Raw genomic sequence first — 17,492 nt, forward strand, 5'->3', positions numbered from 1 at the left:
GAGTGAATCCATGGCAGACACCCGGAAGTCCGCGAAGTCGAAACTCGTCAAGACAGCCATTGCCGCAGGAACACCACTGGCCAAGGACCTGTGGGATTCCATCAACACGAATGGCCGTGTCGAGGCGTGGGCGAAATCGGGCTACGACAAGGCTCGCAAGTCGGTGGCCTCGAAGACGGCACTGGGACGGGTTCAGCTCACCGTGGATCGCGTGCTGGAGTATGCCGACCGCTCGTCCAGTTCCAAGGCCCAGGAATGGCGCGACGAGGCCAACGACATTGCGTCCCGCATTCCGCTGGTCAAGGTGCAACGGGGCAAAGAGCGTCGCAAGTCCGTCTCGGACCTGCAGGAACGGGCGGACCGGCTGCTCGCCGAGGTTCTCGACGAACGCTGAGGTCAGGCCGACAACCGTCCTCGACCGTGCGCCAAGCTCGGCGAGGACAGGTACTGGCACTTCCCTTCTCCGGTGATGGCCTCGCGGGTCACGACGACACGGGCGACATCATCGCGGGAGGGGACGTCGAACATGACATCCATGAGGGTCTCCTCGATGATGGCCCGCAGACCACGGGCACCGGTCCCCCGGGCCACGGCCTTGTCGGCAATGGCCTCCAGGGCACTGTTGGTGAAGGTCAGCTCAATGCCATCGAGCTCGAAGAGTTTCTCGAACTGACGGGTCAGGGCGTTGCGCGGTTCGGTGAGGATACGTACCAATGCGCGGCGATCCAGCGGATGAACGGCCGTGACCATGGGCAGACGACCAATGAACTCCGGGATGAGCCCGAACTCATGAAGGTCCTCCGGGCGAACCAAGCTCAAGACCTCCGGCCCTCCGATGGCGTCATGAACGCCGGGATCGTTGTTGAACCCGAGAGGACGGGTGCCGATCCGCTTGGTGATGATGTCCTCCAGACCGGCGAAGGCACCGCCCAGGATGAAGAGGATGTTGGTGGTGTCAATCTGGATGAAGTCCTGCTGGGGGTGCTTGCGTCCTCCCTGAGGAGGCACCGAGGCAACCGTCCCCTCGAGGATCTTCAGCAGAGCCTGTTGGACTCCCTCACCAGACACGTCACGAGTGATCGACGGGTTCTCCGACTTGCGAGCCACCTTGTCGATCTCGTCGATGTAGACGATTCCCCGCTCAGCACGCTTGACGTCGAAATCAGCGGCCTGGAGCAGTTTGAGCAGGATGTTCTCGACGTCCTCACCGACGTAGCCAGCCTCGGTCAGAGCCGTGGCATCAGCCATCGCGAAAGGAACGTTGAGCTGACGAGCCATTGTCTGGGCCAGGTAGGTCTTGCCACAACCCGTCGGCCCGAGCATGAGGATGTTCGACTTACCGAGCTCCACCCCATCGTCCTCGGCGCGACGGGCGTGCGACATGTCAACCTCGGACTGGATGCGCTTGTAGTGGTTGTAGACGGCCACGGAGAGGGTGCGCTTGGCCTCCTGCTGGCCGATCACCCACGCATCAAGGAATTCGCACAGTTCACGAGGACGGGGCAGCTCGTCGAGGCCACCGATCTCCTCCGAGGAGGAGAACTCCTCCTCAATGATCTCGTTGCACAGATCGATGCACTCGTCACAGATGTAGACCCCGGGGCCAGCGATGAGCTTCTTGACCTGCTTCTGGCTCTTCCCGCAGAACGAACACTTGAAGAGGTCTCCGCTCTCACCAATCCGCGCCATCCGGCTCTCCTCCTTGTCGGCAGGCCACCATCATTACGTCCCTCCGGAGGTTCGTCCCCCGAGGTGGGTGCCGTCCACCATAGCCGCGGACGGCACCCACCCCGTGGCTGTCGCCGCCCCGTGTTGGGTGACGCCACCCAACCCTGCAGTGGCCCTCGAGACTCGAGACCCCTCACTGCCGGACGAGGACTCGTCCAGCAACAACCTCACAGAAAGGTGAGAATGTCGTCGATCAGTCCGTATTCCTTGGCGCCCTGGGCAGTCAAGTACTTGTCACGGTCGATGTCCTTGGACACCTGCTCAACGCTCTGCCCGGTCGCATCAGCCAACATGCCTTCCATGAGCTTGCGGATGCGCTGAATCTCGTCGTCCAGAATCTCGATGTCGGTGGCCTGACCATAGGTGGCCTGGCCCATCGCCGGCTGGTGGATGAGGATGGTCGAGTTCGGCAGGGACAGACGCTGCCCCTTCGCCCCGGCTGCCAGCAGCACGGCCGCAGCCGAGGCCGCCATGCCCAGACAGATCGTCTGAACATCAGGACGCACGTAGTTCATGGTGTCGTAGATCGCCGTCATCGCGGTGAAGGAGCCACCAGGCGAGTTGATGTACATGCTGATCTGACGATCGGCATCCATCGACTGCAGGCACAGCAGCTGAGCCATCACGGCATTGGCGATGTCGTCGGTCACCGGGGTGCCGAGGAAGATGATGCGATCCTCGAACAACTTGGTGTAGGGGTCGACACGACGCACACCGTAAGAGGTGCGCTCCTCCCACTGCGGGATGTAGTAGTCGTTGCGCGGGCCTTCCGGGGCCAGCCCGCCGGGAGCAGCCTGCTCGGCCTGCTCGGCGTTCAAGGCGGCCAACCGATTCCTGTCAAAGGAGTTGAATCCCATGGTCACCTCACTGATTGGGAGCGTCGCCGCGAAGCTGCGACGCATTGCTGTAGACGTGGTCGATGAGCCCGTACTCAAGAGCCTCCTGAGCGGTGAACCAGTGGTCACGGTCGGAGTCCTCAAGGATCTGCTCCAGGGTGTGGCCGGAGTGATCGGCATTGAGCTGGGAGAGCTCCCGCTTGGTGTCCTTGAGCATCTTGGCGTTGATGGCGATCTCCGTGGCGGTACCGCCGACGCCACCCAACGGCTGATGCATGAGGATCTTGGCATGCGGCAGGGCGTATCTCTTGCCAGGGGTACCGGCGGTCAGCAGGAACTGGCCCATCGAGGCAGCCATGCCCATCGTCACCGTGGCGACGTCGTTGGAGATCCACTGCATGGTGTCGTAGATCGCCATTCCACCGGTGACCGAGCCGCCCGGGGAGTTGATGTACAGGAAGATGTCGGCCTCGGGATCCTCGGCGTTGAGCAGCAGCATCTGAGCGCACAACGCGTTGGCATTCTCGTCCTTGACCTCGGACCCGAGGAAGACGATGCGGTTGCGCAGCAGCGACTGGTAGACGTTGTCGGTCATCCCGGCACCGCCGGTCTCGGGGCCGGCCATGGCGGGCATGCCCTGGGAAGTGATCGAAGTGTTGTGGTTCACGATTCTGAACCTACCTCGTGGGGACGACAGTTCCAGGACCTTTCGCGTTCAGCGGTCCTCGACGACGTCAGCATGTTCCTCGTCCGGATTGTCCTCAAGGCTCTCGGAAGGACGGGAGGAGATGAGGGCGTTGACCCACCGGGCACCCGGGTCGTGGTCGATGAGGGTGGCCTTGACGAGCAAGGAGCACGGTAGGGCGATGAGGGTTCCCAGTGCACCGAACACCCAGCCCCACAGCAACAGGGACACGAACGACATCGTCGGCGTGAGACCGACGGCATCACCGGCAAACTTCGGCTGAATGATCGACTGGATGACGAAGTTCAGCACCGAGTAGGAAACGACGACGGCCACCGCAGCCACCCAGCCGTCCTGGAAAAGAGCCAGTAGTGCTGGCGGAATGACGCCGATGATGAAGCCGATATTCGGAATGTAGTTCGTCAGGAAGCTGAACAACGCCCACACCCCGGCGAGCGGAACGCCGATGATGAGCAGGGCCGCCCAGTCGAAGAGCGCGACGATGAGACCGAATACCGTCGTCACCAACCAGTACTTTCGAATACCGCTGGCAAAGGACTCGAGGGCGATGACGACGTCCGGCTTACGCTCACCAGCCATACGCAAACGATCATGCATCTGAGGAGTGTCCATGACCATGAAGATCATGCCCGTCAGGATGACGACGATCATCGTCACCACGCTCGTGGTGTCCGAGGCCAAGGATGTCACGACCGACATCACCTGCTGAGGATCAATCTTCTTGAGTTTTTCGGTGATGACCTCTTGGGAGTATCCCAGCTGTGTCGACCACGTCAACAGCTGGGTGTAAAGCTTCTCCATCTGCGGGATGTAACTCTGCAGCTCGGTGATCATGGCCGCGACGGACCACGCCATTCCGGCCAATCCCGCCGCCAAGACGATGATGACGACGGTGCCCGCTGATGTGGCGGAAATCCACCTCGGGCACTTGTGTTTCACGAGCCAGGTGTGAATCGGGTAGGCCGTGATGAGCAGATTCAGGGCGAAGAACAGCGGCGCAATGACACCGGAAAGTTCGTGGAGGAAACTCAGCCCCAGCCACGCCGCGGCCATGGTGAGCAGGACGATCGTGACCTTGGGCAAGCCGTGCTTGCTGGACGCAGGTTTGACCTTCTCCTCGTCGGTGGGCTGAGGTTGAAGGCCCGACTCAGCCGCCATCGTGGCACCCGTCGCGCCATGGGTCGGCTGCTCCTCGAGCGTTACTTCGTCGATCTCGACCTCGCCGCGCTCGACAGCACGGGCCACCGCAATGTCGTCGGCCACCATCTGGCGCACATCGCGCAACTGACGGGTGGCAGGGGCCACGGAGATCCGGCGTCGAGGCCGTGGGGTGCGTGAGGGGTGTGTGCTCATCGAACATCCTCAGGATTGACGTGGAACCGGCGCCGCGCGGAAACCCGCACGACGCCGGTCATCAACGGATCGTGTCGATCCTAAGGGACTGCTGTCCCACATCGTCACTCGGACTTGTCCTTCTTGGCCGCCGACTTGGAGGCAGTCGACTTCTTGGTGGCTGTCTTCTTGGCCGAGGCCTTCTTCGCAGCAGGCTTCTTGTCAGCCTTGCCCTTGTCGGCGGCTTTCTTGGCAGTCGACTTCTTGTCGTCCTTGGCCTCCTCAGCAGGGGCCTCGCCCTTGTCCTCAGCCTTCTCGACGGACTCCTCGGACTCCTCAGGCTTGTCAGCAATGGTGCCGTCAGGCTGGATGCGGTCGAGCTCGAGGGTCTCGCCCTTCGAGTCCTTGACGGTGGCAGCACCCACCATCGAGGCCAGCGCCTTGCCGCGACGGATCTCCTGCATCCAGTCGGGCAGGTGGTTGTGCTCCATCATGTGCTGGGCCTCCTGCTCGGGGGAGGTTCCGCTCTGCTGAGCCTTGCGGAAGAGCAGCTCGGTCAGCTCATTCTGCTCGACGCCGATCTCGTCGTCGTCAGCCAGCTTGTCGAGGACGATCTGAGCCTTGAGGGCGTCGAGGGAGCGCTTCTCGATCTCGGCCCAGAAGTCGTCGGCGTTGTCGGCCTCCTCCTCGGACTCCTCGAGGTACTCCTCGACGGTCATACCAGCCTGGGCCAGTTGCTGGCTGACCTGCTGACGGCGAGCCTCGAGCTCACCGTCGACGAGCTTCGTCGGCAGTTCAATGTCGATCTTGGAGATGACCTCCTCGAGGACCTTGTCACGGGCGTCCGCAGCCTGGTCCAGTCGGGCCATGTTCTCCATAGCGTTGCGCAAATCGGCGCGCATCTCGTCGAGAGTGTCGAACTGGCTCACCAGCTGGGCGAACTCATCGTCAACGGCCGGAAGCTCCTGCTCGCACACCTTGGTGACGGTGACCTTGATGTCGGCATCCTGGCCGCGCAGCGGGCCACCGACGAGAGTGGAGTGGAACTCAGCGGACTCGCCAGCCTTCAGACCAGTGACAGCCTCATCGAGGCCCTCCAACATGCCCTCGGAGCCAACCTTGTAGGTGACGTCGGAAGCGGTGGCGTCCTCGAGAGCTTCGCCGTCGCGGGTCCCCGCAAGGTCGATGGTGACGAGGTCATCCTTGGCTGCGCCACGCTCAACCTCGGTGTTGGTGGCGAAACGCTGGCGAAGGGTTTCGATGCGCTCATCAACGTCGTCGTCGGGCACCTCGACGGCAGGCACCTCGACGGAGATGGCGGAAACGTCGGGCAGGTCAAAGTCGGGGCGGACGTCCACCTCTGCGGTGAACTCGACGACCTCGCCATCCTCCAGCTTGGTCACCTCGATGTCGGGCTGGCCGAGGGGAACGACCGTGTTCTCCTCAATGGCCTTGCCGTAGGCAGACGGGAGGGCGTCGTTGATGGCTTCCTGAAGGACGGCTCCGCGGCCGAATCGCTGATCGATGATCGGAGCGGGCACCTTCCCCTTGCGGAAGCCGGGGACGTTCACCTGGGCAGCAATGTCCTTGTAGGCCTTGTCAAGGCTGGGCTTCAGTTCATCGAAGGGCATCTCGATCGTGAGCTTCACACGGTTGGTGCTGAGCTTCTCAAGGGTGCTGGGCACGAAGTTTCTCCTGTGGTTCCGATTCTGTCGTCCCCGTTGAGGGGAACACACATTCCATCTGATTCTAGCGATGCAGTAGCCCCCTAGCCAGTGGACGGCTCCCCGAGATGACCTGGCCCGCCTAACTTCACAATCTTGGCTAGTGATTTTGGTGGTGTTGTGGCCCTTTCAGCGAGCCTTGGTGCAGGGACTGAGTGAGGCCTTAGCGAACCCATACCCTCTAGAAGCTCATGAAGGCAAGGCCCCATGGTCTAACACCCCGCTTGTTTCTTCCACTTTCTGATCTTGCTGCGAAACGTCGTAAAAGGTGCGACTGTGTTGATATGCACCCACTTCCACACTGGCCACGCTGATGGTGTCGATGACGCCCAGGCCCGCTGCCCCGGCTCAAATAACTCTTCTTCAGTGAGACCCTTAACCAGGTGGACTACCTCGTCAAGCGAGATTTTGAATCGATCCATTAACTCTTCGGCGGGGAGCGTCTCCCAACGCCGATAAAACGTCTGATACAAATCGCCTAGCTGATTCCACTTATATCCCGGAGCGGGAGTCACCACCTCCTCGCCGGCTCGCTCGTCACGTTCCCAGCCAAGCAACAGCTCCATCCAGCCAAGCTGATAAGCAATCATTTGGCGGGGTGTGCGATCAACGCCATCAACACGCTGATCCCAACTATCGTCAGGAACATCTGCGAACTCGCCTATAAAAAGATCGCCACGCTTGGCAATCTCTGCAGCCAGCTCATCGCCGGATTCATACGACCTCACCGCAAACACCCTTTCGAATCGCCCCTCAGGAATTCTCCGTTAGCGTATCCGTTCATTGAATCGTACGTGTCGAGATGACAATGCCACCATGGAGCGGATGACGGGAATCGAACCCGCGTAGCCAGTTTGGAAGACTGGGGCTCTACCATTGAGCTACATCCGCGCATCCCCGAGGGGACTTCGACAGCATACATGGATTGCCCGTCGACGTCACACCCGTGGTGACACGGTGCGTCAGAGCGGCCTGAACTCGTCCGCGCGTCACCCGCATATCAATCTTTCGGACCATGTCCACAGCTCATTCCCATGATGTGATGGCCTCATGACACCATTGAAGAAGCTTGCCACCTGCGCGACCACCTGGTTGGTCATCGGTCTGGTCGGCGGAGTGTTCTACCGTGAGTTCACCAAGGCCCACGACTTCACCGGCTGGACCCAGCTCAAGGTGGTACACACCCACAGCCTTGCGCTGGGGTTCATGCTCACCCTCATCGTGCTCCTCTTGGAACGCGCGTTCACCCTGTCGCAGCACCGCGGCGCCTTCGCCACGTATTTCTGGGGATTCAACCTTGGCCTGGTGGTGACGATCACCATGCTCGTCGTCCACGGCATCATGCAGATCAACGGACATACCGACGTCTCCCCCGCAATCTCCGGCATTGCAGGACTTGGACACATCGGCCTGTCCGTCGGTCTCATCGGCCTCATGGTGGCCCTGTTCACGTCACTGCCCGCAGGCAAGAATCAGGATCAGCTCACGACCCCTCAGTGACCACTCAGCGGAGTGACCCTTGGACAAGGGGTGAACGCTCGTCGTATATCGTTCGCATGCAGATACCGTCACGACGGTGTCTGCCAGCGCAACGAGTGGTCGAGTCCGCCCGATCGGCGACGGACGCGTCGTCATTGGCGCCGAGACGGGCGGTAGCAATCACGAGGATGGAGTTGACCATGACGATCACCGTCGCGCCAGGTTCCGTCGTCCAAGTGCGTGACGAGGAGTGGCTCGTCAGCACTGTTGAGCAGACCGACGACGGACAGCTCGTGACGGTTCAGGGCTTGTCAGACCTCGTCCGTGGCACCACGGCGACGTTCTACGAACACCTGGACACCATTATTCCGCTGGATCCACGAGAAGCGACCCCGGTAGCCGCAACACACGCCTGAGGATACGCGCATCTGGTGGAGTGAGGACAGCCTCTTGAGCATTCGGACCCGACTACGACCGGTCAGCTTCCCACCGGCCAGCGACATCTGCGTTGTTCTCGACGACGACGCCGCCAACGAGTCCGATTTCTTGGACGCGTGGCGTCGGTGGTTTGCGCTGAGCAACGCACTCATGCTGCGCGATGCATCGGACCAGACGGTCATCCTCGGCTGTGCCACACCGCAGCAGCCGAGTGGGCAGGAGACGGCCGTCACCACGCCGGCGATCGACATTGCACACGTCCCCTGGCCCGCCGTCTTCGAGATCCTCGACCCCTCACCCGAGCATTCCGATCTGTTGCAGGATCTCGCGGCGCACGGGGTAGCTGAACCGGTGGACGGCGAGGAGATCGGTTCCGAGGGCATCATGCTTGACCTGTCATGGCCCGAGGAGGGTATAGCAGTCATCTTCGAACCGGAATCCGGCGACGAGGAACTACTGGCCAAGGACGGATGGACACTGTGCAGGCAACAGCACACGACATCACCGCGGCGTTGGAAAACGTGGAGTCGGGGGAAGGACACCATGGCTGAGTCGACGATCGTCATGTCGAAGCAGGCGAACAAGCTCGACGGATTCCTCAAGGCGAAGACGTACACCTTCCTGGCCAAACTCGCCGCCGATGACGCGATGCCCGGCCTGAATGTCGAGAAGGTGAAAAACTGCCGCGACAGCAGAGTACGGACCGGCCGCGTCGACGACCAGTACCGCGCCGTGCTGTTCAAGATCACCGGTGAGGGGCGTAACCACTATGTCCTCGAGGGCATTTACAACCACGACCAGGCCTACAACGTGGCCTCGCGCGTCGAACTCGCCATCAACCCTCTCAACGGAATCCCTGAGATCAAAGAGGCTGAACCGTCCAGCGACGCCGACACTACGAGTGTCAGCAAGCCATACGTCAGCGCCCCCTGACGAGCCCCGTCCAAGGATCCTCTCCCGTCATCACCGCTGATCGGGCAGACATGCTGTCCCTCGGGCTCGACGCCAACCTCGTCGATGCCGCACTCACTCTCACCAGCGAAGACGCCATACTCGACATGGCCGCGCCGCTGAGTGGGTGGCAGGGGGCCGCACTCATCGATCTGGCCACCGGCAAGACGCCAGACCAGGTGCGCGAGGAGCTGTTCGAGCCGCCGGAAGAGTCCGAGGCAGAACAGGAACCGGCGCCCCACAAGGACGTGTCTCGCGAGTCTGACGCCGCGCTGCTCAATAGTCTGCGCAGCCCTGCGGCGGCCATGGAATTCGCCATGATTGAGGGTAAGGACGAGCTGCGACGGGTCATCGAGGACGGAGACTTCAGGGCGTGGCGAGTGTTCCTGCATCCGACACAGCATCGATTCGTCAACGGCCGGTGGAGCGGGCCGTTTCGGTTGGGCGGCGGGGCCGGAACCGGCAAGACTGTTGTCATCCTTCACCGGGCTGCATCGCTGGCTCGCGAGAACCCCGATGCCCGCATCGTCGTCACGACTTTCACGACGAACCTCGCCAATGAACTGTCGGAGACCCTGAAGTCACTTGATCCGACCCTGCCGCGAGCGTCCGCGCTGGGGCAGTCAGGGCCGTCCTCGGAGCCCCCGCACTGATCTGACCGGGCGCACGCCGTCGCGGCTGTGGCGCGACGTCGTTGATCAGGCTCGCGGCACCGTACCCGAGCGGCTGGCTCACCACCGACTGCTCGAGACCGAGTACGAGCACATTGTCTTGCCGAATCTCATCACGACGCAGGAAGAGTATCTGCGGGTGCGACGCCCCGGGCGAGGCTTCCGACTCAATCGTCGCGATCGTGATGAGGTGTGGCAGCTGGTGAATGCGTATCGCGAGAGATCTCGTATGGATGGCACCATCTCGTTCGCCGAGGCGGCAGCTATTGCCGGGCAGTACCTCACCAGCCATCGTGACGTCGCCGATCATGTCCTTGTCGATGAGGGCCAGGACCTCGCCCCGGCCCACTGGAGGCTCATCCGATCACTGGTGCCCGAGGGGCCGAATGACATCTTCATCGCTGAGGACTCTCACCAGCGCATTTACGGGCACCGGTTGGTGCTGTCGCGCTACGACATCATGACGAGAGGCCGTTCGCGGCGGCTCACCCTCAATTACCGCACCACGGCGCAGATACTTCGCTGGTCGGCCAAGGTGCTCGAGGGCGGGTCCTACGTAGACCTGGGTGGTGGCGACGACGAGCTAACGCAGTACCGGTCGGCTCGACGCGGCCCCGACGTCACCGTTCACCCATGCGGGACGATCACCGAAGAGTTCGACGTCCTGGCCAAGATCGTCGGGCAATGGGCGAAGGGTCGCCAACCCGAGACCACGGCGGTGCTGGTGAGGGACCGGTCACAGCGCGAGCGAGTAGTAGATGCGCTGCATGAACGGGGAGTACAGACCCGAGCCGTTGATCACGGTTCGATACCGCCGGGGGCGCCGGTCGTCATGACCATGCATCGTGCCAAAGGCATCGAGTTCAGCAAGGTGTACCTCTTCGGGGTCTCCTCGCGGTCCATCCCCATGGGCATCAAGGCATACGACTTCGATCAGGATGAGAAAGACCAGGCTCTGCTCCGGGAGCGGTCGCTGCTGTACGTGGCGGCGTCGCGAGCCCGCGATGAGCTTGTCGTGAGTTGGAATGATCAGCCCAGCCCGTTGCTGAGCGCCTCCGTTTCGGCTGGGGATACCCAGCACATCTTGAGAACGCTCGAGCCTTGGAATACCGGTCAATGGCTGCTCCGAACAGTGAACTCGAGACATTCTCGCATTGCCATGAGCTGCCGTGGCCGATCAGAGTCCCGGTGAGACGCTCAGCATGAATTCACCTGATGGATAGATTCACCGGTATGGCGAAGACACCGGAGCTCCCGCTTCTCCGACGGGCTTGTTGGCGTGCCCATGTACGTTGTCGTCGACCCACTCTGGAGGTAATTCGCTGCCTTTGGCAGCCTCGAGGACGAGATCGACTTTCAGCTGGTTACCGGTGACCCTGCCGTGACAGACCAACGCAATTCCTGCGTCCTCGCACACTTCGACGACCGGAAGAAAGTGCTGACTCGTCTGGGTTGACAACAAGCCCACCATCTCACCGCACACCTTGACGCCAACCACTGTTTTCTGAGTCGTCTTGAGTTGTTTTATGCAGGATTCAAGTTCTGCCACCACTGGCACGGAATGCTCGCCGTCAAGTAGGCCCAACAGTGCCTCCATGTGGTCCTCTTCTCGGGTCACCTGCACCTTACGACCCCGCGGCAAGACTGCGACTGGCCCCTGTGGCATTCCGACGGGGGTCGCAATCTCATCGGGTAGCGGCAATGCGATGCTCGCTCCGGCTCGAAAACCGCGCTGATACGTCATCCAGATCGATGCCGGAACTGACAAGCATCGATCCGAGGAGTCAAGAGCCTCGACCACATTGAGATATGATTCCCTCACTTCATCTGGGACCATTCCAACTTGGACATCGTCGATGAAAACGGCAAGTTTGTGATTCACGGTCAGCCTTATGTGGGCGTCGAGATCATCCAGCCGAGCCTTGTCATGCTTACCGTTCTGACCATAAGACTGACAGACTCGAGAAATGCCAGCTTTGGATTTCTTCGTCACCACCAGCTTACGGCTACGGGTACATGGCCCCCACGGGTGAACTGGCACTTGTGTGCGAGCCATCACCGATGCCGACGGTAATGACAATGCGTGACCCCTCAGCAGGATGGGGCGTCGGCCCTGGTCCGTACCTTGTCGTGACAGCGCCGCACGGAGGGCATCATTCGTCGGCACCTCGACATAAGCGCCGAGGGTGCTCATGACGCGTCCGTGAACCTCCATTGACGTCACACCGAGGGCATCCCATTCTGGAGCTATTTCGGCGGCAGCCCATACCGACATGTAACCGATCTGATGACCATTTATGCTTACCTTGAGAGCGTTGTGGTCGTGACTATTCCGAGGTTCACGCTCAACGCATAACGTTGTTAATCCAGCAATCGACCGGGGAACTGTGTAATAGCACATTCCGAAAACATCGTACCGTGTAACTCTGTCCCCGACGTAATAATTCGTCGAAGGCCCCAAAGAATCTACCTTGACAGCCACCCTTGCGGCAGGCAATACATTCTTGCTCCCAATACGATTACCAATGATCGCGAGCCAAAACCCAGCAGCTAACCATATTCCCGCTCTCGGTATGAGAACCATGGCAGAGACAACGAGAGCACACCACCACGGGTGGCGCGCCATGAAGTCCCTCACCACGTTCGTACCTTTGATCATACTTCGACCCATCGACCACTGGCCTGATTGACCTTGCCTGCCCCGTTCCGTTGAGCGCAACGACCAGTCTTGGATGTTGTTGTCGCCCGTATCGTCGTGGCAAGCACACAGCGGATCGGGACGATCCACGCCTGCTGTGGAGATGGGATGCCATCACCACGACTCGCCGGAGAACCTCCGTGGGAGTACCCAGGTGCCCAATCCCTGCCCGTGGCGCCTACCCCCCCTCCACCAACGCTGATACTGGTAGACACCCGGAATGGCTTGCCGCGTACCAGCATGACCTTTGACTGCAATGGCATCAGGTGTCCTTGCAGACACGACGTAGCTACAAGCTTACACGAAGGAGCATCACTCAGGACGCGCTGGATGCAGTCCGAGGCTGTTCATTTTTCCTCACCGTTGTGGCATCACATTCCGCGCACAGCCGCACTTCGACTGAACACGAGGCGGTCGGGGCGACAGGACTCGAACCTGCGGTCTCCTGCTCCCAAAGCAGGCGCGCTAGCCACTACGCTACGCCCCGTCTCATCGCGCCTAGCGCAACAAGAACATCAACAGCTTAGTGGAACACCCTGTCGTTCGGCCAATGGGACACCACACCACATCGCGATCTCGTCACTTCAGCACCGATTGGATTGCATCCGCGACAACGTCCGGGCGGTCCAGCATCATGAGGTGGTGGGAGTTTTCCACCACGACGAGGTCGGCCCTGAGCATTGGGGCCAGACGTTCGTGACGATCCAACTCCTGCTCCTGGCCTGAGTACACCGCCGACAACAGCACCGTCGACAGGTCAGGCCAGGGATGCTCCGAACGCACGGCCAAGAGGTCCCATGCCTGCTGGTCATACCCAATCCACTCGGCTACCGCCATTGCCATGGCGTCAGGGCTCCCGTACACCCGATGAAGCCGGTGTTCCTGGAATTGACGCCACACCGCCGACCCGGATCTCATGGTTTGCGCCATGACGCCGATGGCGAAAACGCTACGCCCCAACGTTCCCGCCGCTGAATCCACAACCCTGTACACCGCGTTCGGCAAGGCGAGGCTTCGACGACGCGGCGGATGGATCGGCCATTCCACCGACGGATCCACGAAGACGATTCCGGCGACGGCGTCAGGATGGATACGAGCGAAGGCTTCGGCATGGAAGGCCGCCATGGAGTGGGCGACGAGAATGACCTTCCGTGGCTCCCTGGTGTCCCAACGTGCTTGGATGAGCTCAACCAGATCTCTCAGACTGGCGATCTCTTCGTCCAGGTCGGGATAGCTCCCTGGCCAGACCGTTCCGCCGAGCCCTGGTCTGTCATAGCTGACGACGTCAAGATTCTGCAGACGGTCCACGACCGGTGTCCAGAAATCGCTCGACGCCGCGGCGCCGGCCATGAGGAGGATGACCGGGGCGTCAACGCTGTCATCGGGTCCTTCTCCATCGTCGTACACCACGCGTAGTGGTCGTCCGCCCAGCTCCCGAACTGACGTCAAGGCGTCGTGGGAGGAGTCAAGCACCTTGTGACCACACCCGTTGGAACAGCGCGCCTCAGCATCCTCACTCATGGCAATCTCCTGCCTCACACCACACTCGTCAGGGCCTCACGAGGTGCGCGGGCGCACCAGCGGAAAGGCAATCGTCTCGCGAATTGACGCATTCGTCAGCATCATCACCAAACGGTCCAAGCCCATGCCCATTCCGCCCGAGGGTGGCATGGCATATTCGAGAGCTTCCAGGAAGTCCTCGTCGAGCTCCATCGCCTCCGGGTCACCACCAGCGGCCAGCAATGACTGGGCGGTGAACCGCTCCCGCTGAATCACCGGGTCGACGAGCTCGGTGTAGGCGGTACCCACCTCGGACCCGAAGATGATGAGGTCCCACTTCTCCGCCAGGCGCGGATCGTCACGATGCTGACGAGTCAGCGGGGAGACGTCAGTCGGGAAGTCACAGAAGAAGGTCGGCTCGACGGTGACGTGCTCGCTCAGGTGTTCGTGCAGCTCGAGAACCACGTCGCCGCGGCTCCACTTCGGCATCGTCGCAATACCAAGCTTGTCGGCGTATTCGAGGAGTTTCTCCTTGGGGGTGTCAGCGGTGACCTCCTCCCCCAGTCCTCGCGAGATTCCCTCGTTGACGGTGATGACATGCCACTCGTTGGCCAAGTCGATCTCGTGTTCAACGCCCCTGCGGTCGCGTCCTCGGACCACGGTGTCACCGATGGCGTTGCGCGCCGCCGCCAGGATCATCTCGCGCGTGAGATGACGCATCTGCACGTAATCACCATAGGCCTGGTAGGCCTCCAGCATCGTGAACTCGGGGTTGTGGGTGGCATCTGCACCCTCATTACGGAAGTTCCTACCGATCTCGAAGACTCGGCCGGCTCCACCCACCATGAGCCTCTTGAGGTACAGCTCTGGGGCGATGCGCAGGTAGAGGTCCAGATCGTAGGCGTTGACATGGGTACGGAACGGTCGCGCATTCGCACCACCGTGGATCGTCTGCAGGATTGGAGTTTCGACCTCGATGTAATCGTGACTCAGCAGGGTTTCTCGCACCGCACGGATGGCGTTCGACCGAGCCCTCAACTGATCACGAGCGCCCGGGTTCACGATGAGATCGAGGTAGCGCTGTCGAACCTTGGCCTCTGGGTCGTTGAATCCCGATCGGCGCGACGGCAACGGCCGTAGGGCCTTCGCAGCCAACCGCCACGACGTCGTGCCCAAACTCAGCGTTCCATTGCGGGAACTACCCACAGGTCCGGATGCCACGAGATGGTCCCCCAGAGACACCGCATGGCGGAACTCCCGAAGCGCATCGACTCCCAGCACATCACGCTCCATCACGAGCTGACACGACCCGGTCCAGTCGAACAGATCGACGAAGATGACGCCGCCGTGATCGCGGCAGGCATCGACCCGCCCGGACACCGTCATCTTCTGACCGGTCAGTTCGACGATGACGTCGCCGGGACAATGATCGGACGTGCAGTCGGGGGGATAGGCCTCCACCCCGGACTCGATGAGCCGCTCCCGCGTGGCCATCCGGGTACGAACCTGCTCCGGGAGACGCCGCTGCGGAAGGGCGGGGGTGCGCTCCTCAGCCAGGAACTCCGCGATCTCCGGGTGGCCACTGATCGAGTAAATCGGCTGCGGCGGGGGCTCCATCGGGTAGAGCCAGTTCGGAATGTCGAGCTGGCCCTCGGCAATACCCATCGCCAGACCAACCTGCGCCAGGTCAGAGGTATCGGTGAAGTTGAGGTAGCGGGTCTGCCAGCTCGGCTTGTACTTGACGTTGGATCGGTAAAGCTGCTCGATCTGGAACCATTTCGACGCAACGAGCACGAGCCAACGATTGAGACGACGCACCGGGGAGGCGCCCACGCGAGCACCTTCCTCAATCGCCTCGCGGAATACCGCGAAGTTCATTGATACGCGCCTGATGCCAATCTCCGGCCCGGCAGCCATGAGGCCGGCGACCATGAGCTCGGTGACGCCGTTGTCAGCTCCGTTCAAGTCACGACGCATGACGTCCAGGGACAATCCGTCATTACCCCAAGGCGCGAAGGAGAGAATCCCCGCCGTCCGGCCAGCACGCGGGCCGTCGTCGGGGTAGAGCGCCTCCACCATGACACATCGACCGTCGAGCGGATCTCCCAACCGAGAAAGAGCCATGGAGAACCCTCGTTCCTCACCATTCTGACGCCACTTGTCAGTGAGGTCGATAAGTCCCTGAAGCTCCTGCGGGTTGATGTCCTCATGACGACGCACTCGGGTCATGTACCCCATTGCGCGCAACTTGGTGACGGTGTGACGCACCGGCTTGAGGTCGGGGTCGTCAAGGCTGAACGTGGCGGGAGAGATGATGGCCTCGTCGCCGATACGCATTGCCCTCAGTCCGGCCTGATTCCATGCAGTGGCACCTTCCTCAGAAGTGCCGATGACGGCCGGAACCCAACCATAGGTGTGGGCCACGTCGAGGAATGCCTCAATGGCGCCTGGCCACTGATCCACCGGACCGACGGGATCGCCCGAGGCCAGTGCGACCCCCGCCTCCGTTCGATAACACACTGCCGCATGGCCGTTTCGCGAGAACACCACAGCCTTGTCACGGCGCAGCGCGAAATAGCCGAGGGAGTCGGCCGGGTTGTCCTCCAGAAGCCGACGCAGGCGCAGTTCGTCGGACACGCTCATCATGGCGATGTTGCGCTGGGATCGCAGCATGACGACAAGCGCGGCCACCAGCACGAGGGCGAAGAGGAAGGAGATCACCTCCTGCACCCAGTGCGGAGACATGGGTGCTGGTGCCATTCCGGCCCCATTTCCGCGAATGATCCGACCGACAATGCCTACCAACCGGTTGCGAGGTCGCCCGACGCCGCCGGTCAGGGAGACCAGCAGCCAGCCAATAAACCCGGTCGCCAACAGGCCACCACTGAGGACGACGATGGCCTTGCCGAGATTGGCTCGAACCGTGTGTGCCGCAAAGTCCTTTCGATGAGTCAGTAGGGCGACGAGGATCCAGCCAACTGAGAAGACGTTGAACAGATACCCCGCGAGATCGAGGTCATCAAAGGTGTCCGTCGGGCCCCCCACTATGACCTCGGCAACAATGATGACGAAAACCGTGGCCGCGACAAGCCACATCAGCCCGAAAACGACGATGCTCACCCACCAGGCGAATCTCTTGCGCCTCGACAGCGCATCCGCCAGCACCAACAGAACGACGACACCTACCCAACCGAATCCATCGATTGGGAAGATGAACACCGAGAACAGGTTGTTAGCGATTCCAACCCACGCCGTGCGGCTGAATACCAGGCGCAGCACGATGAGGAGGACGGCAACGTTCATCAATCGAGGTATGACGACAACCGGCGTCGACCTCGGATTGGGGGTCGGCTGAGAACCGGATCGTGTCCGGGCTGTCGTTGCTGCTCGCGTCTCAGATACGGAAAGGGACGAAGTCACGCCCCAACT

At 61.3% G+C, this 17,492-nt stretch carries 11 protein-coding genes, 2 tRNA genes and 2 pseudogenes; 4 read left to right on the top strand and 11 right to left on the bottom strand.

The window, feature by feature from the left end; translation table 11 throughout:
* Positions 1-10: 10 nt before the first annotated feature.
* Positions 11-394: a hypothetical protein gene (locus tag ACSJJT_RS09930; protein ID WP_435918132.1), complete on the top strand. Its 384-nt coding sequence runs from the start codon at positions 11-13 to the stop codon at positions 392-394.
* A gap of 2 nt (positions 395-396) precedes the next feature.
* Here the strand turns inward: ACSJJT_RS09930 and clpX are convergent, their stop codons facing one another.
* From clpX to ACSJJT_RS09965, 7 genes are all read right to left on the bottom strand, one after another.
* Entirely contained in the window at positions 397-1,689 is a 1,293-nt protein-coding gene (gene clpX / locus ACSJJT_RS09935; RefSeq protein ID WP_435918133.1) for an ATP-dependent Clp protease ATP-binding subunit ClpX, read from the bottom strand.
* A gap of 206 nt (positions 1,690-1,895) precedes the next feature.
* Positions 1,896-2,630, bottom strand: a complete 735-nt coding sequence (locus ACSJJT_RS09940) for an ATP-dependent Clp protease proteolytic subunit (protein ID WP_435918167.1) — start codon at positions 2,628-2,630, stop codon at positions 1,896-1,898.
* Positions 2,593-3,198 (bottom strand): ClpP family protease, encoded by a 606-nt coding sequence (locus ACSJJT_RS09945; protein ID WP_435918168.1) that lies wholly within the window; start codon positions 3,196-3,198, stop codon positions 2,593-2,595. The genes ACSJJT_RS09940 and ACSJJT_RS09945 overlap by 38 nt, the downstream gene beginning before the upstream one ends.
* Before the next feature lie 81 nt (positions 3,199-3,279).
* Positions 3,280-4,536 (bottom strand): AI-2E family transporter, encoded by a 1,257-nt coding sequence (locus ACSJJT_RS09950; RefSeq protein WP_435918169.1) that lies wholly within the window; start codon positions 4,534-4,536, stop codon positions 3,280-3,282.
* Positions 4,537-4,727: 191 nt separating this feature from the next.
* Positions 4,728-6,287 (bottom strand): trigger factor, encoded by a 1,560-nt coding sequence (tig, locus tag ACSJJT_RS09955; protein WP_221267627.1) that lies wholly within the window; start codon positions 6,285-6,287, stop codon positions 4,728-4,730.
* Between the two features lie 251 nt (positions 6,288-6,538).
* Positions 6,539-7,054, bottom strand: coding sequence for a ClbS/DfsB family four-helix bundle protein (locus ACSJJT_RS09960; RefSeq protein ID WP_252906169.1), 516 nt, complete (start codon positions 7,052-7,054; stop codon positions 6,539-6,541).
* Positions 7,055-7,143: 89 nt separating this feature from the next.
* A tRNA-Gly gene (locus ACSJJT_RS09965) sits at positions 7,144-7,217 on the bottom strand.
* Positions 7,218-7,376: 159 nt separating this feature from the next.
* Here ACSJJT_RS09965 and ACSJJT_RS09970 point away from each other — a divergent pair.
* From ACSJJT_RS09970 to ACSJJT_RS09985, 3 genes and pseudogenes are all read left to right on the top strand, one after another.
* Positions 7,377-7,826, top strand: a complete 450-nt coding sequence (locus ACSJJT_RS09970) for a DUF2871 domain-containing protein (protein WP_221267629.1) — start codon at positions 7,377-7,379, stop codon at positions 7,824-7,826.
* Positions 7,827-8,005: 179 nt separating this feature from the next.
* Positions 8,006-8,206, top strand: a pseudogene (locus tag ACSJJT_RS09975) (DEAD/DEAH box helicase); the annotation flags it as partial.
* Between the two features lie 580 nt (positions 8,207-8,786).
* Positions 8,787-10,931 (top strand): annotated as a pseudogene (locus ACSJJT_RS09985) (3'-5' exonuclease); the annotation flags it as partial.
* Positions 10,932-11,090: 159 nt separating this feature from the next.
* Here the strand turns inward: ACSJJT_RS09985 and ACSJJT_RS09990 are convergent.
* The 4 genes from ACSJJT_RS09990 to lysX form a co-directional block, all read right to left on the bottom strand.
* Positions 11,091-12,524 carry an HIRAN domain-containing protein gene (locus ACSJJT_RS09990; RefSeq protein ID WP_435918170.1) on the bottom strand — a complete coding sequence of 478 codons (1,434 nt, stop codon included), beginning with the start codon at positions 12,522-12,524 and terminating at the stop codon, positions 11,091-11,093.
* Positions 12,525-12,977: 453 nt separating this feature from the next.
* Positions 12,978-13,050 (bottom strand) — tRNA-Pro (locus tag ACSJJT_RS09995).
* A 92-nt stretch (positions 13,051-13,142) separates the two neighbouring features.
* Positions 13,143-14,084 carry an alpha/beta fold hydrolase gene (locus ACSJJT_RS10000; RefSeq protein WP_435918134.1) on the bottom strand — a complete coding sequence of 314 codons (942 nt, stop codon included), beginning with the start codon at positions 14,082-14,084 and terminating at the stop codon, positions 13,143-13,145.
* A 36-nt stretch (positions 14,085-14,120) separates the two neighbouring features.
* Entirely contained in the window at positions 14,121-17,483 is a 3,363-nt protein-coding gene (gene lysX / locus ACSJJT_RS10005) for a bifunctional lysylphosphatidylglycerol synthetase/lysine--tRNA ligase LysX (RefSeq protein ID WP_435918135.1), read from the bottom strand.
* Positions 17,484-17,492 lie beyond the last annotated feature (9 nt).

The sequence above is a fragment of the Cutibacterium nasicola genome, assembly GCF_051303185.1.
GTDB lineage: Bacteria > Actinomycetota > Actinomycetes > Propionibacteriales > Propionibacteriaceae > Cutibacterium.